26 protein-coding genes are annotated in these 24,577 nt (G+C 70.2%); 19 read left to right on the forward strand and 7 right to left on the reverse strand.

Going from position 1 to position 24,577, the window contains the following annotated elements:
* Positions 1-153 precede the first annotated feature (153 nt).
* The 7 genes from ACZ5DS_RS14345 to ACZ5DS_RS14375 all read left to right on the forward strand — a co-directional run bounded on the left by ACZ5DS_RS14345 (position 154) and on the right by ACZ5DS_RS14375 (position 8,678).
* Positions 154-1,152, forward strand: a complete 999-nt coding sequence (locus ACZ5DS_RS14345; RefSeq protein ID WP_468237537.1) for an ABC transporter permease — start codon at positions 154-156, stop codon at positions 1,150-1,152.
* A 29-nt stretch (positions 1,153-1,181) separates the two neighbouring features.
* Positions 1,182-2,930 carry an ABC transporter substrate-binding protein gene (locus ACZ5DS_RS14350; RefSeq protein WP_468237540.1) on the forward strand — a complete coding sequence of 583 codons (1,749 nt, stop codon included), beginning with the start codon at positions 1,182-1,184 and terminating at the stop codon, positions 2,928-2,930.
* Positions 2,931-3,020: 90 nt separating this feature from the next.
* Complete coding sequence (locus ACZ5DS_RS14355) at positions 3,021-4,031, forward strand: ABC transporter permease (RefSeq protein WP_389182033.1); 1,011 nt, start codon at positions 3,021-3,023, stop codon at positions 4,029-4,031.
* A complete protein-coding gene (locus tag ACZ5DS_RS14360) occupies positions 4,028-5,116 on the forward strand; it encodes an ABC transporter ATP-binding protein (protein WP_389182036.1) in 1,089 nt (362 codons plus the stop codon). Before ACZ5DS_RS14355 ends, ACZ5DS_RS14360 begins: the two co-directional genes overlap by 4 nt.
* Positions 5,113-6,480, forward strand: coding sequence for an ABC transporter ATP-binding protein (locus ACZ5DS_RS14365; protein WP_468237544.1), 1,368 nt, complete (start codon positions 5,113-5,115; stop codon positions 6,478-6,480). The genes ACZ5DS_RS14360 and ACZ5DS_RS14365 overlap by 4 nt, the downstream gene beginning before the upstream one ends.
* A 99-nt stretch (positions 6,481-6,579) precedes the next feature.
* Positions 6,580-7,971: a M1 family metallopeptidase gene (locus tag ACZ5DS_RS14370; RefSeq protein ID WP_468237547.1), complete on the forward strand. Its 1,392-nt coding sequence runs from the start codon at positions 6,580-6,582 to the stop codon at positions 7,969-7,971.
* A gap of 47 nt (positions 7,972-8,018) precedes the next feature.
* A complete protein-coding gene (locus ACZ5DS_RS14375) occupies positions 8,019-8,678 on the forward strand; it encodes a trimeric intracellular cation channel family protein (protein ID WP_468237549.1) in 660 nt (219 codons plus the stop codon).
* On the opposite strand, the gene ACZ5DS_RS14380 is transcribed toward ACZ5DS_RS14375, so the two are convergent.
* A complete protein-coding gene (locus ACZ5DS_RS14380; RefSeq protein WP_468237552.1) occupies positions 8,587-9,849 on the reverse strand; it encodes an alpha/beta hydrolase in 1,263 nt (420 codons plus the stop codon). The two genes, ACZ5DS_RS14375 and ACZ5DS_RS14380, sit on opposite strands and share 92 nt — an antisense overlap.
* A 196-nt stretch (positions 9,850-10,045) precedes the next feature.
* Here ACZ5DS_RS14380 and ACZ5DS_RS14385 point away from each other — a divergent pair, with 196 nt between their 5' ends.
* A complete protein-coding gene (locus ACZ5DS_RS14385) occupies positions 10,046-10,936 on the forward strand; it encodes a thioesterase family protein (protein ID WP_468237554.1) in 891 nt (296 codons plus the stop codon).
* Here ACZ5DS_RS14385 and ACZ5DS_RS14390 read toward each other — a convergent pair.
* Positions 10,923-11,513, reverse strand: a complete 591-nt coding sequence (locus tag ACZ5DS_RS14390) for a TIGR03086 family metal-binding protein (protein ID WP_468237557.1) — start codon at positions 11,511-11,513, stop codon at positions 10,923-10,925. The two genes, ACZ5DS_RS14385 and ACZ5DS_RS14390, sit on opposite strands and share 14 nt — an antisense overlap.
* An 82-nt stretch (positions 11,514-11,595) precedes the next feature.
* Positions 11,596-12,177: a TIGR03086 family metal-binding protein gene (locus ACZ5DS_RS14395; protein WP_468237560.1), complete on the reverse strand. Its 582-nt coding sequence runs from the start codon at positions 12,175-12,177 to the stop codon at positions 11,596-11,598.
* A gap of 104 nt (positions 12,178-12,281) precedes the next feature.
* Between ACZ5DS_RS14395 and ACZ5DS_RS14400 the strand changes: the two genes are divergently transcribed.
* Both ACZ5DS_RS14400 and ACZ5DS_RS14405 read left to right on the forward strand, forming a co-directional pair.
* Positions 12,282-13,262, forward strand: a complete 981-nt coding sequence (locus tag ACZ5DS_RS14400; RefSeq protein ID WP_468237562.1) for a helix-turn-helix transcriptional regulator — start codon at positions 12,282-12,284, stop codon at positions 13,260-13,262.
* Between the two features lie 140 nt (positions 13,263-13,402).
* A complete protein-coding gene (locus ACZ5DS_RS14405; protein WP_468237565.1) occupies positions 13,403-13,792 on the forward strand; it encodes a hypothetical protein in 390 nt (129 codons plus the stop codon).
* A gap of 51 nt (positions 13,793-13,843) precedes the next feature.
* Here ACZ5DS_RS14405 and ACZ5DS_RS14410 read toward each other — a convergent pair whose 3' ends face one another.
* Positions 13,844-14,470, reverse strand: a complete 627-nt coding sequence (locus ACZ5DS_RS14410) for a TetR family transcriptional regulator (protein WP_468237567.1) — start codon at positions 14,468-14,470, stop codon at positions 13,844-13,846.
* Positions 14,471-14,615: 145 nt separating this feature from the next.
* Between ACZ5DS_RS14410 and ACZ5DS_RS14415 the strand changes: the two genes are divergently transcribed.
* The 3 genes from ACZ5DS_RS14415 (at position 14,616) to ACZ5DS_RS14425 (ending at position 16,361) form a co-directional block, all read left to right on the forward strand.
* Positions 14,616-14,783 (forward strand): hypothetical protein, encoded by a 168-nt coding sequence (locus ACZ5DS_RS14415; protein WP_468237569.1) that lies wholly within the window; start codon positions 14,616-14,618, stop codon positions 14,781-14,783.
* Between the two features lie 32 nt (positions 14,784-14,815).
* Positions 14,816-15,088 carry a DUF4190 domain-containing protein gene (locus tag ACZ5DS_RS14420; RefSeq protein ID WP_468237572.1) on the forward strand — a complete coding sequence of 91 codons (273 nt, stop codon included), beginning with the start codon at positions 14,816-14,818 and terminating at the stop codon, positions 15,086-15,088.
* Positions 15,089-15,191: 103 nt separating this feature from the next.
* On the forward strand, positions 15,192-16,361 hold the full coding sequence (locus tag ACZ5DS_RS14425) for a cysteine desulfurase family protein (RefSeq protein ID WP_468237574.1): 1,170 nt from the start codon (positions 15,192-15,194) through the stop codon (positions 16,359-16,361).
* 48 nt (positions 16,362-16,409) lie between these two features.
* Here the strand turns inward: ACZ5DS_RS14425 and ACZ5DS_RS14430 are convergent, their stop codons facing one another.
* Positions 16,410-17,081: an N-acetylmuramoyl-L-alanine amidase gene (locus ACZ5DS_RS14430; RefSeq protein ID WP_468237577.1), complete on the reverse strand. Its 672-nt coding sequence runs from the start codon at positions 17,079-17,081 to the stop codon at positions 16,410-16,412.
* A gap of 60 nt (positions 17,082-17,141) precedes the next feature.
* Between ACZ5DS_RS14430 and mnmA the strand changes: the two genes are divergently transcribed.
* Positions 17,142-18,272: a tRNA 2-thiouridine(34) synthase MnmA gene (gene mnmA, locus ACZ5DS_RS14435; RefSeq protein WP_468237580.1), complete on the forward strand. Its 1,131-nt coding sequence runs from the start codon at positions 17,142-17,144 to the stop codon at positions 18,270-18,272.
* Between the two features lie 30 nt (positions 18,273-18,302).
* On the opposite strand, the gene ACZ5DS_RS14440 is transcribed toward mnmA, so the two are convergent.
* Entirely contained in the window at positions 18,303-19,085 is a 783-nt protein-coding gene (locus ACZ5DS_RS14440; protein WP_468237583.1) for an alpha/beta fold hydrolase, read from the reverse strand.
* Between the two features lie 37 nt (positions 19,086-19,122).
* On the reverse strand, positions 19,123-19,446 hold the full coding sequence (locus ACZ5DS_RS14445) for a DUF427 domain-containing protein (protein WP_468237586.1): 324 nt from the start codon (positions 19,444-19,446) through the stop codon (positions 19,123-19,125).
* Between the two features lie 51 nt (positions 19,447-19,497).
* Here ACZ5DS_RS14445 and ACZ5DS_RS14450 point away from each other — a divergent pair, with 51 nt between their 5' ends.
* Genes ACZ5DS_RS14450 through ligA form a run of 5 tightly spaced genes read left to right on the forward strand, consistent with a single transcriptional unit; the run spans position 19,498 to position 24,374 of the window.
* Complete coding sequence (locus tag ACZ5DS_RS14450) at positions 19,498-20,037, forward strand: LOG family protein (RefSeq protein WP_468237588.1); 540 nt, start codon at positions 19,498-19,500, stop codon at positions 20,035-20,037.
* A 7-nt stretch (positions 20,038-20,044) separates the two neighbouring features.
* Complete coding sequence (locus ACZ5DS_RS14455; protein WP_468237591.1) at positions 20,045-20,743, forward strand: SDR family oxidoreductase; 699 nt, start codon at positions 20,045-20,047, stop codon at positions 20,741-20,743.
* Positions 20,740-21,123 carry a hypothetical protein gene (locus ACZ5DS_RS14460; protein ID WP_468237593.1) on the forward strand — a complete coding sequence of 128 codons (384 nt, stop codon included), beginning with the start codon at positions 20,740-20,742 and terminating at the stop codon, positions 21,121-21,123. The genes ACZ5DS_RS14455 and ACZ5DS_RS14460 overlap by 4 nt, the downstream gene beginning before the upstream one ends.
* Positions 21,124-21,155: 32 nt before the next feature.
* Positions 21,156-22,163 carry a methionine synthase gene (locus ACZ5DS_RS14465; RefSeq protein ID WP_468237596.1) on the forward strand — a complete coding sequence of 336 codons (1,008 nt, stop codon included), beginning with the start codon at positions 21,156-21,158 and terminating at the stop codon, positions 22,161-22,163.
* A 15-nt stretch (positions 22,164-22,178) separates the two neighbouring features.
* Positions 22,179-24,374, forward strand: coding sequence for an NAD-dependent DNA ligase LigA (ligA, locus tag ACZ5DS_RS14470; protein WP_468237599.1), 2,196 nt, complete (start codon positions 22,179-22,181; stop codon positions 24,372-24,374).
* Positions 24,375-24,577 lie beyond the last annotated feature (203 nt).

Raw genomic sequence — 24,577 nt, forward strand, 5'->3', positions numbered from 1 at the left:
CTTGGACTCTGGCGGGTGATCGCGGCCAGGTTGAAGACTCCCCACTCAAGACACGAGGTGCTCACCTCGTGGTCGAGTGCAAGTCGATAAAGCCGCAAACCTTCGCGGCAGACGCGGGCCGGGCAACAACCGGCTAGAGGGGTCGGGTTCACAGTGACCGCACCGATCGAGACCACCGGAGCCGAGGCCGAGACCCCGCCCGAGGCTGTGCTCGCCGGGGTCAAGAAGGCCCAGATCGAAGGGCGTTCACTTTCACAGATCGCCTGGACCCGGTTCAAACGGGACAAACTGGCCGTGGCGGGCGGCGTCGTCGTCATCCTGCTCGTGCTGATGGCGGTGCTCGCGAAGCCGATCGAGTGGGCTTTCGGGCTGGACCCCAACCAGTTCCACCAGGACCTCATCGATCCGGCACTGCTGGCCCCCAAGGGCAGCTGGGGCGGCATGAGTTGGGACCACCCGCTGGGCGTGGAGCCGCAGTACGGCCGTGACATGCTCGCCCGCATCATCGAGGGCTCCTGGGTCTCGCTGCTGGTCGCCGGCGGAGCCACCCTGCTGTCCGTGCTCATCGGTACCGTGCTCGGCGTCGTCGCCGGCTACTACGGCGGCTGGGTCGACAGCGTCATCAGCCGGCTGATGGACACCTTCCTGGCGTTCCCGCTGCTGCTGTTCGCCATCGCCATCTCGGCCTCTGTGCAGGACGGTTTCTTCGGGTTCAACGGTCTGTCGCTGCGCATCGGCGTGCTGATCTTCGTGATCGGCTTCTTCAGCTGGCCGTACATCGGCCGTATCGTGCGCGCCCAGACGATGAGCCTCGCGCGGCGCGAGTTCGTGGAGGCCGCCACCAGCCTGGGCGCCCGCGGCCCGTACATCCTGTTCCGCGAACTGCTCCCCAACCTCGTCGCGCCGATCCTCGTCTACTCGACGCTGATCATCCCGACGAACATCCTCTTCGAGGCCGCGCTGAGCTTCCTCGGAGTCGGTATCGCACCGCCGCAGGCCTCTTGGGGCGGAATGCTCAGCAACGCCGTGGATCTCTACACAGCGGATCCGCAGTTCATGTTCGTGCCCGGACTGGCGATCTTCATCACCGTCCTGGCATTCAACCTGCTGGGTGACGGGCTGCGTGACGCGCTCGACCCTCGCAGCAAGTGATCCACATCGATCGAGGGGGCATTCCTCACGTGAAGACGAGAAGGGTTACCGCCGCTATTGCGACGGTCCTGGCGGTCTCGCTCGGCGCTGCCGCGTGCGGCGGCGGTAAAGACAGCAACGACAACAGCGGTGGTGGCGCCGGCAAGAAGGACGCGGCGCTGAACTCCATCGTCAACGCGTCGAGCAAGAAGGGAGGGACGGTCAACCTCGAGGACTCCGACGTTCCGGACTCCCTGGACCCGGGCAACACGTACTACGGCTTCGTGCAGAACTTCTCGCGTCTGTACGCCCGTACGCTCGTCACCTTCAAGCCGGCTGCCGGCAAGGACGGCCTGACCGTCGTCCCCGACCTCGCCGACTCCCTCGGCAAGGCCAGCGCCGACGCCAAGACCTGGACGTACCACCTGCGTTCGGGCCTGAAGTTCGACGACGGCACGCCGATCACGTCCAAGGACGTCAAGTACGCGGTCGAGCGCTCCAACTTCGCGCCCGAGGCCCTGTCCAACGGCCCCACGTACTTCAAGGCGTACCTGAAGGGCGGCGACAAGTACAAGGGCCCCTACAAGGACAAGAAGGGTCTCGACTCGATCGAGACCCCGGACGACCAGACGATCGTCTTCCACCTGGCCAAGCCCTTCGCCGACTTCGACTACCTGGCGACCTTCTCCCAGACGGCCCCCGTGCCGCAGGCGAAGGACGACGGCGCGAAGTACGTCCAGCACATCGTGTCCTCCGGCCCCTACAAGTTCGCCTCGTACGAGGAGGGCGCCAGCGCCTCCCTCGTCCGCAACCCGAACTGGGACCCGAAGTCGGACCCGATCCGCAAGGCGCTGCCGGACAAGATCAACATCAAGTTCAAGGTCAACCCGGTCACGGTCGACAACGACCTGCTCGCCGACAAGATCACGGCCGACATCACCGGCGCCGGTGTGCAGCCGCAGACCCAGCCGAAGATCCTGAACGGCAAGTACGCCAAGCAGACGGACAACTCGTATGCGGGTGCCACGGGTTACATGGCCCTGAACCTGCACGTCGCTCCGTTCGACAACGCCCACTGCCGCAAGGCCGTCCAGTGGGCCCTCGACAAGCAGTCGGTCATCGACGCCATGGGCGGATCGCCCAAGGGCGACGTGGCCACCACGCTGCTGCCGCCGTCGGTCAACGGCTACACGAAGTTCGACACCTACGCCACGGCGGGCCACAAGGGTGACGCGGCCAAGGCCAAGGACGAGCTGAAGCAGTGCGGCAAGCCGAGCGGCTTCTCCACCACGCTGACGGCCCGCGCCGACCGCCCCGCCGAGGTCGCGGCCGCCACGGCCATCCAGAACTCGCTCAAGGGCGTCGGCATCAAGGTCGACATCAAGCAGTTCCCCTCCGGCAAGTACTTCTCCAACTTCGCCGGTGTCCCGAGCTACGTCCACCAGCACAAGCTCGGCATGATGATGATGGCGTGGGGCGCCGACTGGCCGACCGGCTACGGCTTCCTGGACCAGATCATCGACGGTTCGGCCATCAAGCCCTCGGGCGGCAACAACCTGATGGAGCTGAACGACCCGAAGATCAACAAGGCCCTGTCGGACGCCATCTCGAACACCGACTCCGCGGCCCGCACCAAGGCCTGGGGCGAGATCGACAAGATGGTCCTGGACAACGCCTCGGTCGTCCCGCTGATCTACCGCAAGAACCTGCTGATCAGGCCTACGTCCGCGACCAACGTCACGGTCACGCAGGCGTACCTCGGCATGTACGACTACACGCTGCTGGGCTCCTCCAAGTAACAGCAGGCCGGATACCCCTGAAAGGCAGGTGAAGGCGCCGGGCGGCCGGGACGGACACACTCCGTCCCGGCCCCCCGGAGCCGCACAGCTGTGGCTGCGTACATCATCCGACGCGTCTTCGGCGCCTTGGTGCTGCTGCTGGTGGTCAGCGCAGTCACCTTCGCAATCTTCTTCCTGGTCCCCCGCCTGGGCGGCCAGACGGCCACCCAGCTGGCCACCCAGTACGTCGGCAAGGACGCCAACCCCGAGTCCATCGCCGCGATCAAGAAGAACCTGGGCTTCGACCAGCCCATCTACATCCAGTACTGGGACTACATCAAGGGCCTGTTCGTAGGCGCCGACTACAAGTTCGGTCCCGACGCGACGCATTGCAGCGCCCCCTGCTTCGGGTACTCCTTCAAGAATCACATCGAGGTGTGGCCGGAGCTCTCCAAGCGCATCCCGGTCTCCTTCTCGCTGGCCGTCGGCGCGGCCGTGATCTGGCTGATCTTCGGTGTGACCACCGGTGTCATCTCGGCGCTGCGCAAGGGCAAGCCCGTCGACCGCATCTCGATGTTCATCGCGCTCGCCGGCGTCTCGCTCCCGATCTTCTTCACCGGCCAGGTCATCAACGCGCTGTTCATCTACCAGTGGCCCATCTGGGACAGCACCGACTACGTGCCCTTCACCCAGAACCCGGGTGAGTGGGCCTGGCACCTGCTGCTGCCCTGGGTCAGCCTCGCGTTCCTCTTCTCCGCCACCTACGCCCGGCTCACCCGGGCGGGCATGCTGGAGACGATGAGCGAGGACTACATCCGGACGGCCCGGGCCAAGGGCCTCAAGGAGCGCACGGTCGTCACCAAGCACGGCCTGCGCGCGACCCTCACCCCGATCGTCACCATCTTCGGCATCGACTTCGGCACCCTCATCGGTACCGCGGTGCTCACCGAGACGGTCTTCTCCCTCCAGGGCGTCGGTGCGTACTCGATCAAGGCCATCCAGGAGAACGACCTGCCCATCGTGATGGCCGTGACCCTGGTCGCCGCCTTCTTCATCGTCTTCTCCAATCTGGTCGTCGACCTGGTGTACGCAGCCATCGACCCCCGCGTGAGGTACTCGTGAGCAAGCTCGAAAAGGCGGCGCTGGGCGAACCGGCCGAGGACGTCGCCGCCCCTTCCGACGCCCAAGACGCGTTCCTCTCCGTTCGCGATCTGCGCATCCACTTCAACACCGACGACGGTCTGGTCAAGTCGGTGGACGGTGTCAGCTTCGACCTGCGGCGCGGCCAGACCCTGGGCATCGTGGGCGAGTCGGGCTCCGGCAAGTCCGTGACGTCCCTCGGCCTCATGGGTCTGCACCGCGCGGCGAACGCCAAGGTCTCCGGCGAGGTGTGGCTGGACGGCCAGGAACTGATCGGCGCCGACCCGGACGAGGTGCGCCGGCTGCGCGGCCGCAAGATGGCGATGATCTTCCAGGACCCGCTGTCCGCGATGCACCCGTACTACAAGGTCGGCGACCAGATCATCGAGGCCTACCGGGTCCACAACAAGGTCAGCAAGAAGGTGGCCCGCACGCGCGCCATCGAGATGCTCGACCGGGTCGGCATCCCCGAGCCCGCCAAGCGCATCGACGGCTACCCGCACGAGTTCTCCGGCGGTATGCGCCAGCGCGCCATGATCGCGATGGCGCTGGTCAACAACCCCGAACTGCTCATCGCGGACGAGCCGACCACCGCCCTCGACGTCACCGTCCAGGCGCAGATCCTCGACCTGATCCGGGATCTGCAGAAGGAGTTCGGCTCCGCGGTCATCATGATCACGCACGATCTCGGCGTGGTCGCCGAGATCGCCGACGACGTCCTGGTGATGTACGGCGGCCGGTGCGTGGAGCGCGGACCGGTCGGGGAGATCTTCGACCAGCCGCAGCACCCCTACACCTGGGGCCTGCTCGGCTCGATGCCGCGCATCGACCGCGAGACCGCCGACCGGCTCATCCCGGTCAAGGGCCAGCCGCCGAGCCTCATCAACGTCCCCTCGGGTTGTGCCTTCCACCCGCGCTGCCCGTACGCGGACCTCCCCAAGGGGAACGTCACCCGCACGGTGCGCCCCGAGCTGCAGCAGGTGGAGGGCGGCCACTGGTCCGCCTGTCACCTCTCGGCCGAGGACCGCACGCGGATCTGGACCGAAGAGATTGCGCCGAAGCTGTGAGTGAGACGAAGAAGACAGACACCGTCGGGGACGCCGCCGGCAAGGCAGAGGTCCCGCAGCAGGCGTCGGCTCCCGAGGACGGTTCCGACGAGCGTGAGGTACTGCTGAGGGTCAAGGGCCTGACGAAGCACTTCCCGATCAAGAAGGGCCTCCTGCAGCGCCAGGTCGGCGCCGTGAAGGCGGTCGACGGCATCGACTTCGAGGTGCGCAAGGGCGAAACCCTGGGCGTCGTCGGCGAGTCGGGCTGCGGCAAGTCGACCATGGGCCGGGTCATCACCCGGCTCCAGGACCCGACCAGCGGCACGATCGAGTTCGAGGGCCGGGACATCACGCGGCTGAGCACCGGGAAGATGCGCCCGATGCGCCGCGACGTCCAGATGATCTTCCAGGACCCGTACGGCTCCCTGAACCCCCGGCACACCATCGGCTCGATCGTCGCGGCGCCCTTCCGGCTCCAGGGCGTGGAGCCCGAGGGCGGGGTGAAGAAGGAGGTCCAGCGGCTCCTGGAGCTGGTCGGCCTCAACCCCGAGCACTACAACCGCTATCCGCACGAGTTCTCCGGCGGTCAGCGCCAGCGCATCGGCATCGCCCGCGCGCTCGCCCTGAAGCCGAAGCTGGTCGTCGCCGACGAGCCGGTGTCCGCGCTGGACGTGTCGATCCAGGCCCAGGTCGTCAACCTCATGGACGACCTCCAGGAGGAGCTGGGCCTGACGTACGTGATCATCGCGCACGACCTGTCCGTCGTCCGGCACGTCTCGGACCGGATCGCGGTGATGTACCTCGGCAAGATCGTCGAGCTGGCGGACCGCTCCTCGCTGTACGAGGCGCCGATGCACCCGTACACCAAGGCGCTGATGTCGGCAGTGCCGATTCCCGACCCGAAGCGGCGGGGCACCAAGAGCGAGCGCATCCTGCTGCGCGGTGACGTCCCGTCGCCCATCGCGCCGCCCTCCGGCTGCCGTTTCCACACCCGGTGCTGGAAGGCGACGCAGATCTGCAAGACGACCGAGCCGCAGCTGCTGGAGCTGAAGCCCGGTCAGCGGGTCGCCTGCCACCACCCGGAGAACTTCGCCGACCAGGCCCCGCAGGACACGGTCCTGCTCACGGCGGCGAAGGAGGCCTCCGAACTGGTCGGTGAAGCGGTCCTGGAGGAGTCGGCGGAGACGTCGGCGGCGTTGGCCGCCGAGGTCGCGGCTGCGGAGCCGGCCGAGTCGGCCGAGGAGTCGGCTGAGGAGGTGGCTGAGGAGGCGTCGGTCGATGCCGATGCCGATGCCGAGGTCGAGGAATCCGAGGCGGAGCCCGAGGCCGCCGCTACGGAATCCGAGGCTCCGGCCCCCAAGTCCCAGGAGTCAACCGACAAGTAGCGCATGACAACTGGGCAAAGTCATGTACATGCAGGAACGGGAGAGTGCAGAGTCGTCCGTGTCCGTCCACCGACCGGCACACGCTCGAAAGGGACGACCATGGCACTCTCCCGTTCGGCACGCTTAGGGGCCCTCGCCACCGCGGCGGCCTCCTTCCTGGTCATCGCCGCCTCTCCCGCCCCCACCGCGGGCGCACCCGGCATCGGCGACCCCTACTTCCCCCAGCTCGGCAACGGCGGCTTCGACGCCCGCCACTACGACCTGGACATCGCCTACGCCCCCGACACCGGCCGCCTGGACGGCCGTACGACCCTCACCGCGCGCGCGACCCAGAACCTCTCCTCCTTCGACCTCGACCTGCAGCAGCTGGAGATCACGAAGGTCGAAGTCGACGGCAGACGGGCCCAGTTCACCCGCGACGGCGACGAGGTCACCGTCACCCCGCGCGGCACCCTCGCCAAGGGCCGCGAGTTCACCGTGTCCGTCACCTACGGCGGCATACCCGAGCCCCTCGGCGGACCCATCGTCTTCGGCTCCAAGTACGGCTGGATGAAGACCGCCGACGGCGTCTTCGTCGCCTGCGAGCCCAACGCCGCCTCCACCTGGTTCCCGTCCAGCGACCACCCCGCCGACAAGGCCACGTACGACATCCGGATCAAGGCGCCAAAGGGCCTGACCGGCGTCTCCAACGGCCGGCTCGTGTCGACGTACGACTGGGGCGGTTCGACGTACACGCACTGGCGCGAGAGCAGGCCGATGGCCACCTACCTCGCCACCGCCACCATCGGGAAGTTCGACGTGCGCACCGGCCGCACCCCGGGCGGCATCCCGATCTACGTCGCCATCGACCCCGTCCTGCAGAACAGCAACAACGTCGACGTGTACGGCGTCACGGCCGCCGCCACCGACTACTGGTCGCAGGTCTTCGGGCCCTACCCCTTCGAGGAGACCGGCGCGATCGTCGACGACATGCCCGAGGCCGGGTTCTCGCTGGAGGTGCAGAGCAAGCCCGTCTACTCGGCCGTGCGCAACGAGACGACCATCGTGCACGAGCTGGCCCACCAGTGGTTCGGCGACTCGGTGAGCGTGGACCGGTGGAAGGACATCTGGCTCAACGAGGGCTTCGCCACCTACGCCCAGTGGCTGTGGGCCGAGCACCAGGGCACCCGCACGGCCCACGACTCCTTCCTCGCCGCCTACAACGCCCGCCCCGCCGACGCGGCCTTCTGGCAGATCACGGTGGCCGACCCGCAGCGCGACACGATGTTCGCCTCGGCCGTCTACCAGCGCGGCGCGATGACCCTGCAGATGCTGAGGGAACGGATCGGCGACAAGGCGTTCTTCAGGCTGCTGCCCACCTGGACCCGGCTCCACCGGTACGGCAACGCGGACACGGACGACTTCATCCGCCTCGCCGAGCGGATCAGCGGACAGCAGCTGGACGACCTCTTCGACACCTGGCTGTTCACGACAGGCAAGCCCAGCGTGTAGGCCTGGCTTTGTAAGGTTCACGCGCCCTGACAGGTAAGAATGTCAGGGTGCAGCTGCAGCAACTCTTCAGTCCCTCCGTCCAGCACACGCTCGATGTCATCGGCATCTTCGTGTTCGCGATCTCCGGCGCGCTGCTGGCCGTCCGGAAGAACTTCGACGTGTTCGGCATCGCCGTGCTCGCCGAGGTCACCGCGCTGGGCGGAGGGCTCTTCCGCGACCTGGTCATCGGGGCCGTACCCCCGGCCGCCTTCACGGACCTCGGCTACTTCGTCACCCCGCTCTTCGCCGCGCTCGTCGTCTTCTTCCTGCATCCCCACGTGGAGCGCATCCAGTCGGCGGTCCTGGTCTTCGACGCGGCCGGCCTCGGCCTGTTCTGTGTGACCGGTACGACGAAGGCGTACTCCTACGGCCTCAACCTGACCGCCTCCGCGACCCTGGGCCTCGCCACCGCGGTCGGCGGCGGCGTGCTCAGGGACGTGCTCGCCAACGAGGTTCCCTCGCTGCTGCGCTGGGACCGCGACCTGTACGCAGTCCCGGCGATGGTCGGCGCCACCATGGTGGTGCTCTCCATCCACTACGACGTGCTGACTCCGTTCACCAGCGGACTCGCCGTCGTCACCGCTTTCGTTCTGCGTCTGCTGGCGATGAGGTTCCACTGGCGAGCGCCGCGCGCCTGGAACCGTCGTTCGACGGTGTCAGAGGAGTAGACCCGGTGGAGGTGGACCCGGCGAGGGACCGGTCCTGGCCCTTGGCGTGGTTCTGGCCCATCTGCAGGGTCAGCCAGCGGAACACGTCGGGCACCTGCGGCCGCCACAGCGCCATGGTGTGTCCGCCCATGCTGCGCGGCAGGAACACCACGTGCACGGTCGTCGGCGCCTTGGCGACGGACTCCAGCGCCACGCCCGCCTGGTAGCCGTCGCCGGACTCGCCGGAGATGTACAGCGCGATCCGGGGCGGTACGTGCGCCTTCTTGAGCAGCAGGAAGGGGTTGTTCTGGGCGCGCAGGGTGGGGTTCTGCGAGGCGAGGGAGTTGCGCTCGCCGATCGGGTCGTTGTACCCGGACATGCCCACCGCGGCCCGGTACCGGTCCGGGTGCGCCACGGCCAGCTTGACCGCGCAGTGCGCGCCCGCCGAGTAGCCGGACACCGCCCAGCCCTGAGGTGCCGGCAGGGCGCGGAAGTTGTCCATGACCATCTTCGGCACGTCGATGCTCAGCCAGCTGTCGGCGTTGACCGTGCCGGGGATGTTGGCGCAGCCGGTGTCCACGCCGGCCAGCAGGTTGGTGCGCGGGGCGACCAGGATGAAGGGGGCGACCTGGCCGCTCTGCATCAGCGGCAGCAGCTGCTCGTGGACCTTCATCGAGCCGAACGAGGCCTTCGCGGAGCCGGGGTAGCCGGGCAGCAGCTCCACGACCGGGAACTTCTTGTGACGGTAGGCCGGGTCGTTGTACTGGGGCGGCAGCCAGACGTAGACCTCGGCGTTCACTCCGGAGACCCGGCCCTTGAGCTGGGTGACCTGCACCCCGCCGGCCGCGTGCATGCCGGGCCCGTCGGCCTGCTCGAAGTGCTGCTTGACCTTGGGCAGCTTCTTGAACGCTATGCCGCCGGTGCCGTCCTTGCCGAGGTCGGCGGCCTGCTGGACGTGGTTGCCGGTGCCGAGCAGGTCGGCCCAGTTGTCGTACAGGTTGTTCTGGTTGTTGACCAGTACGAAGACCAGCATGACGGCCGTTCCCTGGGCGAACAGCAGCATCAGCGCACGGGCCGCTGCGCGCAGGGCTTTGGGCCCCCGCATCCTCGACCAGAGGACGAACGGCAGTATCAGGGCGACCACGGACAGCACGATGGTCGTGTAGAGGAACGGAGTCCCGGTGAGGCTCATGTCCTCATAGAGGGAAAACAGGGGCCCGAGGTTGTGGACGTGTCCGGACACTTACCTAGAAATTGCCGGATCCTCACCCGGAGGGGGGGCCGGCAGGGGCTCTTACCCCATCCTCTCATCCCCCCGACCCGATCTTGTCACCACCCCGCAATCCCCAAAGCTACCGCTTAGTAATTTCCTGTTGTACCGTTCAGCCATGCCAGAAGCAGCTTCCGCACCCTCCCCGTCGCGGGCCGTGATCGGCGACAGCGAGTTCGACCGCGACACCGCGGTCACCCGGCGCGAGCCCGGGGTCTACGACATCGACCTCTCCGCCGGATGGACGATCATCAGCGCCGTCAACGGCGGCTATCTGCTGGCCGTCCTCGGCCGGGCCCTCGCGGACACCCTGCCGCACCCGGACCCGTACACCGTCTCCGCGCACTACCTGACCGCGTCCCAGCCGGGCCCGGCCGTGATCCGCACGGACACCGTCCGCACCGGCCGCACCCTCTCCACCGGCCAGGCCTCGCTCTTCCAGTACGACGACGAGGGCAACGAGGTCGAACGCATCCGCGTCCTCGCCTCCTACGGCGACCTCGCCACCCTCCCCGACGACGTCCGTACGACGGCCACCCCGCCCGCGATCCCGCCGCTGGAGCAGTGCTTCGGCCCCGACTCTGCATCTGATATCCGACTACCGTCGGGTGGCCCGGCTCCGGTGCCCGGCAGCTCGGCCATCGCCGACCGGCTGATGCTCAAGCTCGACCCCGCCACCCTCGGCTGGGCGCTCGGCGCGCCCTCCGGCAAGGGGGAGATGCGGGCCTGGTTCGGCCTGGCCGACGGCCGCGACGCCGATCCGCTCTCCCTGCTCCTCGCGGTGGACGCCCTGCCGCCCACCGCCTTCGAGATCGGCATCCAGGGCTGGGTGCCCACGGTCGAACTCACCGTCCACGTCCGCCACCGCCCGGCTCCCGGCCCGCTGCGCGTGTCCATCACCACGCGCAACCTGGCCGGCGGCTTCCTGGAGGAGGACGCCGAGGTCTGGGACAGCGAGGACCGCCTGGTCGCCCAGTCCCGGCAGCTCGCCCGCGTCAGGCTCGGCTGAGCGGCGCGCGCCCCAGCCAGGCGGCCAACTCCTCGTAGGCACCCGCCCCTTCGGGTACCTCCCGGCGGGCGTCGAAGGGCGTCTCGCCTTCGCGGGGGCGGGTGTCGGGCAGGACCTGGCGGGCGGTGGCGAGCGCGAACCCGGCCAGCTCCGGGTCGAGTTCGAGGGGGTGGCCGAGGGCCTCGGCGAGGTCCCAGGTGTGGGTCACGAGCTCCATCACGTATCCGGAGAGTGCCGCGTGCCCGGGGACCTCGCCCCAGGGCACCCGTACCGGCGTCGTCATCCGCTCGTCGCTCTCCCAGGCCTTCAGGACGCGCACGCGCACCTCGTCGTAGGCCGCGGCCCAGTCGTCGTCCGCCACGCCCTCGGTGAAGGAGTGGATCGCCTGCCCGTCCCCGCCCTCGCCGACGACGGCGATCCGCCGGGTGCCGCCCACGATGTGGCTCAGCAGGGTCCGTACGTCGAACTCGGTACAGGGCGTGGGGCCGTCGAGCTGTTCGGGGCGCACCGTCTTGATGAGCGCGGCCGCCTGCTCGGTGGCACGGGTGTAGACGGGACGCGGGTCGATGGGGTTCATGGGGTACCTCTTTCGTGAGTCGATGCAGCGAGGTTCCCGCGATAACCTGACAGATTCCGTCAGGATTTATATCCGGCTCGGGTCAGGATCGGCCGAGCGGTCTGCGGCCGAGCCAGGCGGCCAGTCGCCCGTAGCTGTCGGCTCCTTCGGCGGCCGGCAGCGCCGGGTCGAAGGGGCGTCCGTCGCGCGGTTCCCCGGGCACGGCCTCGTGCGCGGCGGCGAGGGAGAACTCGGCCAGTTCCGGGTCGAGCGCGAGCGGGCGGCCCACGGCCTCCGAGAGATCCCAGGTGTGCATCACGATCTCCATCACGTACGCCGACAGGGCGGCCCGCCCCGGAATCTCGCCCCACGGCACGCGGACCGGCGACGTCATTCGGTCGTCGCTCTCCCAGGCCGTCAGAACCCGCTGCCTGACCTCGTCGTACGCCGCCGCCCAGCGGTCGCCCTCGACGTCGTCGACGAACAGCGGCACGGTCTGCCCCTCCCCGCGCTCGCCGACGAGGGCGATCCGCCGGGTGCCGCCCACGATGTGGCTCAGCAGGGTGCGCACGTCGAAGTCGGTACAGGGTGTGGGACCGGTCAGCTGCTCGGGCCGTACGGTCCGGATGAGCGCGGCCGCCTGTGCGGTGGCCCGGGCGTACAAGGGGCGGGGATCGGTGGTCATGGCGGCCTCTCTTCGGGTCGGTGCCGAGGAGAGGCTTTCCCCGGATCACCTGACACCGTCGTCGGCAATTGCTCCGGCCACCCGCTCGGCGGGATCCTTTCGGTGTGAAGTCCGACCGGCTGCTGTCGATCCTGCTGCTCCTGCAGACCCGGGGCCGGGTCCCCGCGCACGAACTCGCCGACCGGCTCGAGGTGTCGGTCCGCACCATCTACCGGGACATCGAGGCGCTGTCGGCCTCCGGCGTGCCCGTGTACGCCGAGCGCGGCCGGCACGGCGGCATCGAACTCCTCGCCGGATTCCGCACGGACGTCACCGGCCTGACCGCGGACGAGTCCCGCGCCCTGTTCATCCTGGCCGCCCAGGGTGCCCATGCCGCGCTCGGTCTGGACGCGGCGCTCGGCTCGGCCCTGCGCAAGGTGATGGCGGCCCTGCCGGCCCCGCACCGGCCCGCCGCCGAGGTCACCAGCCGCCGCATCCTGGTCGACGCCACCCGCTGGCGGAGCGGCCCGCACCAGGCCGTCGACCTGGAGGTGCTCCAGGACGCGGTGTTCTCCGACCGGCGGCTGAGGCTGCGCTACCGGCACAGCGGGGAGCAGGAGCCGCGGACGTACACCGTGGACCCCTACGGCCTGGTCGCCAAGGCCGGGGTCTGGTACCTGGTCGCCGACCGGCGCGGCACACCGCGGCTGTTCCGCGCCGACCGGGTGCGCTCGGCACGGCTGCTCGACGATCCCGTGCGGCGCCGTCCCGGTGTCGAACTCGCCGACGCCTGGGAGGTGCTGCGCCGCCAGGTGGAGGAGCGGCCGGAGGACGGGATCGACGTCACGGTGCGGATCCGGCGTGAGCGCCTCGACATGTTCCAGCGCATGGTCGCCGCGCAGCTGACCGAACTCCCCGACGACGACGGCGAGAGCGACTGGGTCACCGCCCGGCTCTCGTACCCGGTGCTGCGCGCGGTGCGCCAACTGCTCGCGTTCTCCGACCAGGTGGAGGTCCTCGACCCGCCCGAGGCGCGCGCGGAGCTGGTGCGGGGGATCCGCTCTGTCACGGCCCTGTACCAGGGGACGGCCGGCAGCGACGGGTGAAATCCCAGGTGGGCAGCGGTACTTGAGGTGCGTTTTACCCGATTGACAGGCGTGGGACAGGGCGGTCCCAAGGACGCCCCAGCCGCCGTTGGTTGAGTGCCCGCCTCAGGATTCCCTCATCTTCCGCGGAGCTGACTCTCATGAAGCGTGCACGTCTCGTCCCCGCCGTCGCCCTGCTGGCCCTGTCCCCGCTGCTGCTGACCGCGTGCGGCTCGGGCGACTCGTCCTCCTCGACCGGCGGCACCTCCGGGCAGCAGGCCTGCCAGGCGCCGTCCGGCATGCCGACCGGCGGTGCGTCCGGCCGCCGGAACCGTCCGAGCGGGGCACCGTCCGGCGCGCCCTCGGCCGGGTCCACCGTGAAGCCGAGCGGCAGGCCGTCCGGGGCGCCTTCGGGCATGCCGAGCGGCGCGCCCGGCGGCGGCCAGGGCGGTCCGGGTGGCGGTCAGGGCGGGGGCTGCGGCGGTTTCGGGGGCGGCCGGGCCGGGGGTCAGGCGGGGAGCCAGGTGGGGGGCCAGGCCCAGCAGGGCTGACGGGACGGGAGTGCAGGGGCGACGGGGGCGCCGGAGGACGACGGGAGCGTGTCAGTCCAGCCAGTGCTTGCGGCCGATGCTGATGAGCCGCATCTGCCGGGTGGCGAGCTGGGCGATGCGCTCCCGCTCCTCCCGGGGGCCGTCCAGTGCCTCCAGGAAGAGCGAGGCGGTGATGAGCATCTGGTCCACGTAGAGGTGCGCGAGCATCAGCAGGTCGTCCTCGTTCCAGCCCTCGGCCTGCGGGTCCTTGGCCAGCTCGGCCTTCACCTCCTCGGCGAACCGGGCCAGTTGGGCCTGGATGGCCTCGCGCACGGGCTGGACCCCGCCGTTCCGCTCGCGGGCGATGAACCGGATGTGCGCGGGATGCGTGTCCACGTGGCGCGCGATCAGCTCGATCGCGCGCGTGATCCGTTCCTCGCTGTCGCCCGCCGTGGACACCGTCGTGCGCACCATCGGGTGCAGGCTGCCCAGCGCCTCGTCGACCAGGGCCACGCCGAGGTCGGCGGTGGAGCGGAAGTGCCGGTAGAAGGCGGTCGGGGCGACACCGACGGCGCGGGTGACCTCGCGCAGGCCGAGGCTGCTCAGGCTCTGCTCCGCCAGCAGCGCGAGCGCCGCGTCCAGGAAAGCCTGCCGGGTCTTTTGCTTCTGGGCCTGCCGGATGCCGAGGGTGTGACTCATATCATCCAGTTAACAACTGTTCTCTGGAATTGGAAAGTCGCACGAGGCGCTAGACTCGAAGTCAGTGAACGACTGTTACTACAACTGTTCACCGAGACTTCACACAGTCCCAACATCAGGCATCTCGGAGGGGGGATCTGATCCCATGGTGATTCTCGTCGCCGCACTCATGCTGCTCGGCGTCGTGCTGGGCACCGTCGCCCACGCGCCGCTGCCCGTCACCCTCGCCGCCGCCGCAGGCATCGCCGTCTGGCTCGCCGTCTTCGCACTGCGCGAGCGCCACGGCCGCCGTCGCCGCGCCTCGGCCAACTGACCGTCCGACACGACTTCCAGGAGCTGAGCACCATGCAACTGACCGCACCGGCCACGGGCCGCACCGAAACGCGTCCGCGCGACGCCGACGGCATGGCCGTGGCGTCCTTCATCCTCGGCCTCCTCGGCCTGCTCGTCCTCAACGTCTTCCTCGGCCCGGTCGCCATCGTCCTCGCCGCCGTCGCCCTCTGGCGCGGCACGACCCGCCGCGGCCGCGCGTACCTGGGCCTGGCCCTGGGCGTGGCCGACCTGGCAGTCCTGGTGATCGCCATGCAGCTGTCCCACACGGTGTCCTGGAGTCTGTGACCAACGGCTGAGAGCCCCGAGGACGACGGGGCACAGCCATCCCGCCATAGGCACCCACGCGCAGCCAACGCCGACTGCAAGGGCCCGTAGAATCGGCCACACCATGGCTTACCTCGACCACGCCGCCACGACCCCGATGCTCCCGGAGGCGGCAGAGGCGCTGACCGCCCAACTGAGCATCACCGGCAACGCGTCCTCCCTGCACGCCGCGGGCCGCCGAGCCCGCCGTACGGTCGAGGAGTCCCGCGAAACCCTCGCGGAAGCGCTGGGCGCCCGGCCCAGCGAGGTCGTCCTCACCTCGGGCGGCACCGAGGCCGACAACCTCGCGGTGAAGGGCCTGTACTGGTCCCGCCGCGATGCCGACCCGGCCCGCACCCGCGTCCTGGCCAGCCCCGTCGAGCACCACGCCGTACTCGACGCAGTGCACTGGCTCGGCGAACACGAGGGCGCCACCGTCGAGTACCTCCCCGTCGACTCCTACGGCCGCGTCCACCCCGAGGCCCTGCGCGAGGCCATCGCCCGCAACCCCGACGACGTCGCCCTGGCCACCGTGATGTGGGCCAACAACGAGATCGGCACGGTCATGCCGGTCCGTGAACTCGCCGATGTAGCAGCCGAGTTCGGCATTCCGCTGCACGCCGACGCGGTCCAGGCCATCGGCCAGCTCCCGGTCGACTTCGGCGCCTCCGGCCTCGCCGCGATGACCGTGTCGGGCCACAAGATCGGCGGCCCGTACGGCATCGGCGCGCTGATCCTCGGCCGCGAGTACACCCCCGTACCCGTCCTGCACGGCGGCGGCCAGGAGCGCCACGTCCGCTCCGGCACCCTCGACGTCCCCGCCGTGGCCTCCTTCGCGGTGGCCGCACGGCACGCCGCCGGGCAGCGCGAGTGGTTCGCCCGCGAGATCGGCTCCCTGCGCGACCGGCTGATCGACGCCGTCCGTACGGCCGTCCCGGACGCGATCCTCGGCGGCGACCCGGCCCCCGAGGGCCGCCTCCCGGCCAACGCCCACTTCACCTTCCCCGGCTGCGAGGGCGACTCCCTGCTGCTCCTGCTGGACGCCCAGGGCATCGAGTGCTCCACCGGCTCCGCCTGCACCGCGGGTGTCGCCCAGCCCAGCCACGTCCTGCTCGCCACCGGCACCGACCCGGACCTGGCCCGCGGCACCCTGCGCTTCTCCCTCGGCCACACCTCCACGGAGGCGGACGTCGAGGCCGTGGCGAAGGCGATCGGACCGGCGGTGGAGCGGGCCCGGGCGGCAGGCCTGACGTAGGGCTTGTCGTAGGGCCTGTGCGGCAGTTTCCGGCTGCCGCGCGCCGCCTCAGGTCCGCGCCTGCCCCACCAGTCCCAGGTAGCGCCCCCAGTCCCAGTGCGGCCCGGGGTCCGTGTGATCCGTGCCCGGCACCTGCACATGCCCGATGATGTGCTCCCGGTCGGGGGGTATGCCGTAGCGTCCGCATATCGCGGCCGTCAGCCGTGCCGAGGCCGCGTACATCGCGTCCGTGAAGCAGGAGGCGTCCTCCACGAAGCCCTCGTGCTCGATGCCGACGCTGCGCTCGTTGTACTCCCGGTTGCCCGCGTGGAAGGCCACGTCCAGCTCGCGGATCAGCTGCGTGATCCGGCCGTCCTTGCGCACGATGTAGTGCGCCGCGGCACCGTGCGCCGGGTCCTTGAAGACCTTCACCGCCGAGCCGTAGTCGCCCTGTGTGACGTGGATGACGACCCGGTCGATCCGATAGTCGTCCGGCCGGTCCGCGCGCCGGTAGTTTTCCGGCGCGGCCGCCACCCAGCGTGCGCCCCGGAAGTCGACGGCCCCCGCCACCCGTGGCTTCTCCACCCCGGGCAGCCGCCACCACAGACGGGACAGCTCCCCGCGGGCCAGCACGGCTGTGCCCACCGCGGCCGCGGCCCCGCCGACGAGCAGGGCCCGCCGCCCCAGCCGCCGGTCCCCGTCCCTCGCTGCCGCCTCAGTCGTCCCACTCGTCGCCCCCATGTGATCGTCAACGGATATCCGGCGGCCCCGGTTCCCGCGCCCCCGTACTCTGGAAGGGCTATGACTGACACCTCGCAGCGCCCCCGCCCCCTCCGCGTCCTCGCCGCCATGTCCGGTGGGGTGGACTCCGCCGTCGCCGCCGCGCGCGCCGCGGAAGCCGGCCACGACGTCACCGGCGTCCATCTCGCGCTCTCCGCGAACCCCCAGTCCTTCCGCACCGGCGCGCGGGGCTGTTGCACCATCGAGGACTCGCGCGACGCCCGCCGCGCGGCCGACGTCATCGGCATCCCGTTCTACGTCTGGGACCTCGCCGACCGCTTCCGTGAGGACGTCGTCGAGGACTTCGTCGCCGAGTACGAGGCCGGCCGCACCCCCAACCCCTGCCTGCGCTGCAACGAGAAGATCAAGTTCGCCGCGCTGCTGGACAAGGCGCTGGCCCTCGGGTTCGACGCCGTCTGCACCGGTCACTACGCGAAGGTGATCACGCACGAGGACGGCTCCCGCGAGCTGCACCGCGCCTCCGACATGGCCAAGGACCAGTCGTACGTGCTCGGCGTCCTGGACGAGAAGCAGCTCGCCCACGCGATGTTCCCGCTCGGCGACACGGTCACCACCAAGGAGGAGATCCGCGCGGAGGCCGAGCGCCGGGGTCTGGCCGTCGCCAAGAAGCCCGACTCGCACGACATCTGCTTCATCGCCGACGGCGACACCCAGGGCTTCCTGGCCCAGCGGCTCGGCAAGGCGGACGGCGACATCGTCGACGAGTCCGGCACCAAGGTGGGCACGCACGAGGGCGCCTACGGCTTCACCATCGGCCAGCGCAAGGGCCTGCGCATCGGCACCCCCGCCGCGGACGGCAAGCCGCGCTACGTCCTCGACATCTCCCCGGTGACCAACACGGTGACCGTCGGCCCGGCCGCCGCCCTGGACGTCACCGCGCTGACCGCGATCAAGCCGCGCTGGTGCGGCACCGCCCCGGTCGGCCCCGGCACCTACACCGCCCAGCTCCGCGCCCACGGCGGCGAGACCGAGGTCACTGCGGAACTGGTCGACGGCGAACTGCGCGTCCGGTTCACCGAGCCGGTCCGCGGCGTGGCCCCGGGCCAGGCGATCGTGCTCTACGACGGCACGCGCGTGGTGGGCTCGGCGACGATCGCCTCGACCACGCGCGCGACGGCAGCGGCGGTCTAGCGGCAGCGGCGGTCCACGGGCGGGTTTTCGTCAGGGGGCGAAGAACTCCGTGAGCACGGGCGCGAGGACGTCCGGGTCCACCATGTGGTTCTGACCGTCCAGGACGCGGTACGTCCCCTGGGGCGCCGTCTCTGCCACGGCCTGGGCCGCCTCCCGCAGCCAGGCGGGGCTCTCCCCGCCTGCGACGGCGAGCACGGGCACGGTGATCGCGGCCAGCCGCTCCCGGGGCACCAGACCGTCGCCCATCACGGCGTTGTCGTACGCCAGCGTGGGCGCGATCGCCTCCATGCCGGCCCACATGGGGGACCGGCGGGCGCCCTGGATCATCTCCTCGGCCAGGCCGGTCAGCCGCAGGAAGTGCTCCACCGCGTCGCCACGGCGCCCCTGCACGAGCGCCTCGGTCAGGTTCCGGGTGTACTCGGCGCGCTCCTTGGCACCGCCCTCGTAGACGGCGAACGGCGGTTCATACACGGCCACCTGACGGACCGGCAGCCCGCTCGCCGCCGCCTCCAGCGCCAGCGCCCCGCCCGAGGAGATGCCGTAGAGCGCCGCGTCCCCGCCCACCGCCTCGATCAGCGCCGCCAGGTCCTCGACCTCGCGGGCGACGGCGTACGGCGCCGTGTCCCCGCTCCCGCCGCGTCCCCGGCGGTCGTACGGGACGGCGGTGAAACGGCCGGCCAGCCGCTGGGCCAGTGGCGCCACAGTGCCACCGGTGGACATCGCGCCGCTCACCAGGATCACCGCCGGCCCCTGGCCGGTCACCTCGTAGGCGAGGGAGGTGCCGTCGCGGGACGTCGTCGTCTTCTTGTCCATGCCCGTGCAGACTGCCGTACGGCACGGAATTCAGCGGTCACGACACGTCGACGTCGTAGAAGCAGAAGTGGTCCTTGATCTCCGCCACATCCGGCTTCGGGTCCGGGTACGCCCACACCAGGTCGGGTGCGTCCGGCAGCGACCAGTAGGAGGCCGTGCCCTTGAAGGGGCACACCGTGTGCGTGTCGGACGGGGTGAGCAGGTCGAGGCGTACGTCCTCGGCCGGGATGTAGTACCGCACCGGACAGCCCGTCTCGCGCAGGACGAGGGGACGGTCGGTCTCCGCGAGCAGCTGGTCGCCGTGCACCACGCGCACGTGCCGCTCGCTCTTCTCGATGGTGATGGTGTGTCCGCGGGTCATGTCGGAACAGCACCGGCGGGCCCGTACTTCTTCCCGCGTACGGTGGGGGACATGAACATCTGCGTCTTCCTCTCCGCTGCCGATCTCGACGAGCGCTACACACGCCCCGCGCGCGAGTTCGCGGAACTGCTCGGCAAGGGCGGGCACACCCTGGTGTGGGGCGGCTCCAACGTCGGCTTGATGAAGGTGGTCGCCGATGGTGTGCACGAGGCCGGCGGGAGGCTGCTCGGCGTCTCGGTCGAGTTCCTGTCGGCGAAGGTGTGGCCCGGCGCCGACGAGATGGTCATCGCGGCCGACCTGGCCGAACGCAAGAAGCTGCTGCTGGAGAAGGCCGACGCGGTGGTGATCATGGTGGGCGGCACCGGAACGCTCGACGAGGCCACCGAGATCCTGGAGCTGAAGAAGCACGGCCGCACCGAGAAGCCGGTGGTACTGCTGAACACGGCCGGCTTCTACGACGGCCTCCAGGAGCAGTTCCGCCGCATGGAGCGCGAGGGCTTCCTGCCCCGTCCGCTGTCCGAGCTGGTCTTCTTCGCAGACGAGCCGGTCGGCGCGCTGGCCTACCTGGAGGAGTCTCTCCGCACCCTGTGATGCGAGCATGGCGGACATGGCTACACATGTGATCACCGGGGCCGGATCCGGCATCGGCGCGGCCGTCGCCCGCCGTCTGCACGCGCGCGGGGACGACATCGTCCTGCACGCGCGCGACGCGGGCCGCGCGAAGGAGCTGGCCGCCGGGTTCCCGGGGGCGCGCACCCTGGTGGGCGACCTGTCCGACCCCGACAGGCTGTCCTGGGCCTTCTCCCACCAGACGCTCCCGGACCGCGTCGACTCGCTTCTGCACATCGCCGGTGTCGTGGACCTCGGCGAGGTCGGCGAGCTGACCCCGAAGTCCTGGCACCACCAGCTCAACGTCAACCTGATCGCCCCGGCCGAGCTCACCCGGCACTTCCTGCCCCAGCTCCGCGCCGCCCGCGGCCATGTGATCTTCGTCAACTCGGGCGCAGGGCTCACCGCGCACGCCGGCTGGTCCGCGTACGCCGCCTCCAAGCACGGTCTGAAGGCTCTGGCCGACTCGCTGCGCCAGGAGGAGCACGGCAACGGCGTCCGCGTCACCTCCGTCTACCCCGGCCGCACGGCGAGCCCCATGCAGGCCAAGGTCCACCAGCAGGAGGGCAAGGACTACGACCCCGCCCGCTGGATCGACCCGGAGTCGGTCGCCACGACGATCCTGATGGCCCTGGACCTGCCGAGGGACGCGGAGGTCAACGACCTTACGGTGCGGCCGGGGCGGTGACGCGGGCCGACGGTGCCGAGATCCGGGCCTGGCTGGCGGAGGCCTGGAACCGGACCGAGGCCGTGCTGATCCTGGCGGGCGGGGATGCGGGCGGCCCGCTCGCCGACCGGCCGGTCCTCGGCGAGCTCTTCGACCCGGCCGAGCTCGCACAGCTGCGCGCGATCACCACCACCGGCGAGTTCACCGGCGCCATCTGCCGGTGCCACGGCAGCCTGACGGTCGCCCTGCTGGACGCCGACGCCGAGTTCACCGGCGCCGGAAGCCTCCACGGCGGCACCGACCTCGCCTGGGAGCGCGGCCGCTTCCGGAACAACCTCGAGGTGGCCGATCCGGAGGGTCTGCGGGCTCTCCTGAGCCGGTACGGCGCTCACTGGTTGTGAGGGCACCGGCCGACGTTACGTACCCTGCCGGGGTGAGCGAAAACAGCGAGTTCAGGTTCCCGGGAGCCACCGGAGTCGGGTCCATGCCCGGAGGGGACGCAAGGGAGGCGGCCAAGACCGTCACCGGCAGCTTCGAGGACTTTCCGTTCCTGCCCGAGCTGCCCGCGCGCGGCCCCGGTGCCGACATGATCGGGCGGACCGCGGGGATGCTGGTCGAGCTGTACGCGCGCGTGGAGCCCAGCGGCTGGCGGATCGGGGACCGGCCGGGGCGGGACACCAAGCGGGCCCGGTCCTGGCTGGGGGAGGACCTCGACGCCCTGGAGGAGTTCACCCAGGGATACGAGGGCGACCTGAAGGTGCAGGCGGTCGGGCCGTGGACCCTGGCCGCCGCCCTGGAGCTGAAGAACGGCGAGGCCGCACTGTCGGACCCCGGCGCCTGCCGCGACCTCGCCGCCTCGCTCGGCGAGGGCCTGCGGCAGCACCTCGCCGAGGTGCGGCGGCGCATCCCGGGTGCCCGCCTGGTCCTCCAGCTCGACGAGCCCTCCCTCACCGCCGTACTGCGCGGACAGGTCCGTACCGCCAGCGGCTACCGCACGCACCGGGCCGCGGACCGGCAGGTCGTCGAGGCCACCCTGCGGGACGTGATCGGGGTGCACGGCGGCGGACCCGTCGTCGTCCACTCCTGCGCCCCCGACGTCCCGTTCGCGCTGCTGCGCCGGGCGGGCGCCACCGCCCTCTCCTTCGACTTCTCGCTTCTCACCGAGCGTGACGACGACGTCATCGGCGAGGCCGTGGAAGGGGGCACCCGCCTGTTCGCCGGTGTCGTGCCGGGCACGGACGGCCCATTGTCAGACCCTGCCGGTAGCGTCATGGGTGTCAGGACGCTGTGGCGCAGGCTGGGGCTGCATCCCGGGCTGCTCGCGGAGGCGGTCACGGTCACCCCGGCGTGCGGTCTCGCGGGCGCTTCCCCCGCCTACGCGCGCCAGGTGCTCGCCCACTGCGTCCGGGCGGCGAGATCCCTCGCGGACAACCCAGAGTAACGGGAGGACAACACGGTGGCCGGCGACAAGCAGCAGGCGGAGACGGCAGTGCCCGCCGAGGCACGTGACAAGCACGCGCAGCTCGCTGAGCAGATCGAGGAGCACCGCTTCCGTTACTACGTGAAGGATGCCCCCGTCATCAGCGACGCGGAGTTCGACAAGCTCCTGAAGACGCTGGAGGCCCTGGAGGAGGAGCACCCGGAGCTGCGCACGCCGGACTCGCCGACCCAGAAGGTCGCGGGGTCGTACGAGACGGAGTTCACGGCGGTCGAGCACCGTCAGCGGATGATGTCGCTCGACAACACCTTCAACGATGACGAGCTGGCCGCCTGGGCCGACCGCATCGCGCGCGAACTGGGCGACCAGGAGTACCACTTCCTGTGCGAGCTGAAGGTCGACGGCCTCGCCGTCAACCTCACCTACGAGCACGGCCGTCTCACGCGCGCGGCCACACGCGGCGACGGCCGCACCGGCGAGGACATCACGCCGAACGTCCGCACGATCGCGGAGATCCCGGACCGCCTCCAGGGCGACGGCGTCCCCGACCTCGTGGAGATCCGCGGCGAGGTCTACTTCCCGATGGAGAAGTTCGAGGAGCTGAACACCCGGCTGGTCGCGGCCGGTGACAAGCCCTTCGCCAACCCGCGCAACGCCGCCGCGGGTTCGCTGCGCCAGAAGGACCCGCGGGTCACCGCGACCCGCCCGCTGCACATGGTCGTCCACGGCATCGGCGCCCTGGAGGGCTTCACGGGCATGACCCGCCTCTCCCAGGCCTACGACCTGCTGAAGACCTGGGGCCTGCCCACCTCCGGGCACAACCGCGTGGTCGACGACCTCGACGGGGTCCGCGCGTTCATCGCCCACTACGGCGAGAACCGCCACTCCGTGGAGCACGAGATCGACGGCGTCGTCGTCAAGCTGGACGAGATCCGCCTCCAGGGCCGCCTCGGTTCCACCGCGCGCGCCCCGCGCTGGGCGATCGCCTACAAGTACGCGCCGGAAGAGGTCAACACCAAGCTCGTCGACATCAAGGTGGGCGTCGGCCGCACCGGCCGCGTCACGCCGTACGCGCAGGTCGAGCCGATCACGGTGGCGGGCAGCGAGGTCGAGTTCGCCACCCTGCACAACCAGGAGGTCGTCAAGGCCAAGGGCGTGCTCATCGGCGACACCGTGGTGCTCCGCAAGGCCGGTGACGTCATCCCGGAGATCCTCGGCCCGGTGGTGGACCTGCGGGACGGCAGCGAGCGGGAGTTCGTGATGCCGAGCGAGTGTCCCGAGTGCGGGACGCCCCTGCGGCCCATGAAGGAGGGCGACATCGACCTCCGCTGCCCCAACGCGCGTACCTGCCCGGCCCAGTTGCGCGAGCGCGTCTCCTACCTCGCCGGCCGCGAGTGCCTGGACATCGAGCACTTCGGCGCGGTGGCCGCCGCCGCGCTCACCCGCCCGCTGGAGCCGGCCGACCCGCCGCTGGTGGACGAGGGCGACCTGTTCGACCTGACGGTGGAGAAGCTGCTGCCCATCAAGGCCTATGTCCTCGACCCGGACAGCGGCCTGCCCAAGCGGGACCCCAAGACCGGCGAGGAGAAGGTCGTCACGGTCTTCGCCAACCAGAAGGGCGAGCCGAAGAAGAACACCCTCGCGCTGCTGGAGAACATCGAGGCGGCCAAGCAGCGGCCGCTCGCGCGGTTCCTCAACGGGCTGTCGATCCGGCACGTCGGGCCGGTGGCCGCGCAGGCCCTCGCGCGCGAGTTCCGCTCCATCGACCGCATCGAACAGGCCACCGAGGAGGAGCTGGCGAACATCGACGGCGTGGGGTCCATCATCGCCGCCGCCCTCAAGGAATGGTTCGCCGAGGACTGGCACCGCGACATCGTCCGCAAGTGGAAGGCCGCCGGAGTCCCGCTGGAGGACGAGTCCTCCGGCGAGGAGGAGGGACCGCGCCCGCTGGAGGGTCTCACCGTCGTCGTGACCGGCACGCTGGAGAACTTCACCCGCGACGGTGCCAAGGAAGCGCTGCAGAGCCGTGGCGCGAAGGTGACCGGTTCGGTGTCGAAGAAGACCTCGTTCGTGGTCGTGGGTGACAATCCGGGATCGAAGTACGACAAGGCGATGCAGCTCAAGGTTCCTGTTCTGAACGAGGACGGTTTCGGCGTCCTGTTGGAGCAGGGCCCCGAGGCAGCGGCCGAAGTCGCGCTTCCGACCGGGGAGTAGCGGTTGAAGGCCACCCGTTCGGCGCATATCAGTTGCATACGGGTGGCCCGGGCGCATTCGGGCAACCGTCGACGACCGCTGCCCGAGGAAGCCTTCTGCGGCCTACTGTTGAGGTGTGCACCTGCCGTGCCCAGCTGCGGTTGGGGCATCCCCCTGCCCGCGTACGGCGCGGGGAAGGTTTCTTCGACGCGGAGTCGCTGATG

It is taken from the genome of Streptomyces sp. NPDC031100 (genome assembly GCF_055570785.1).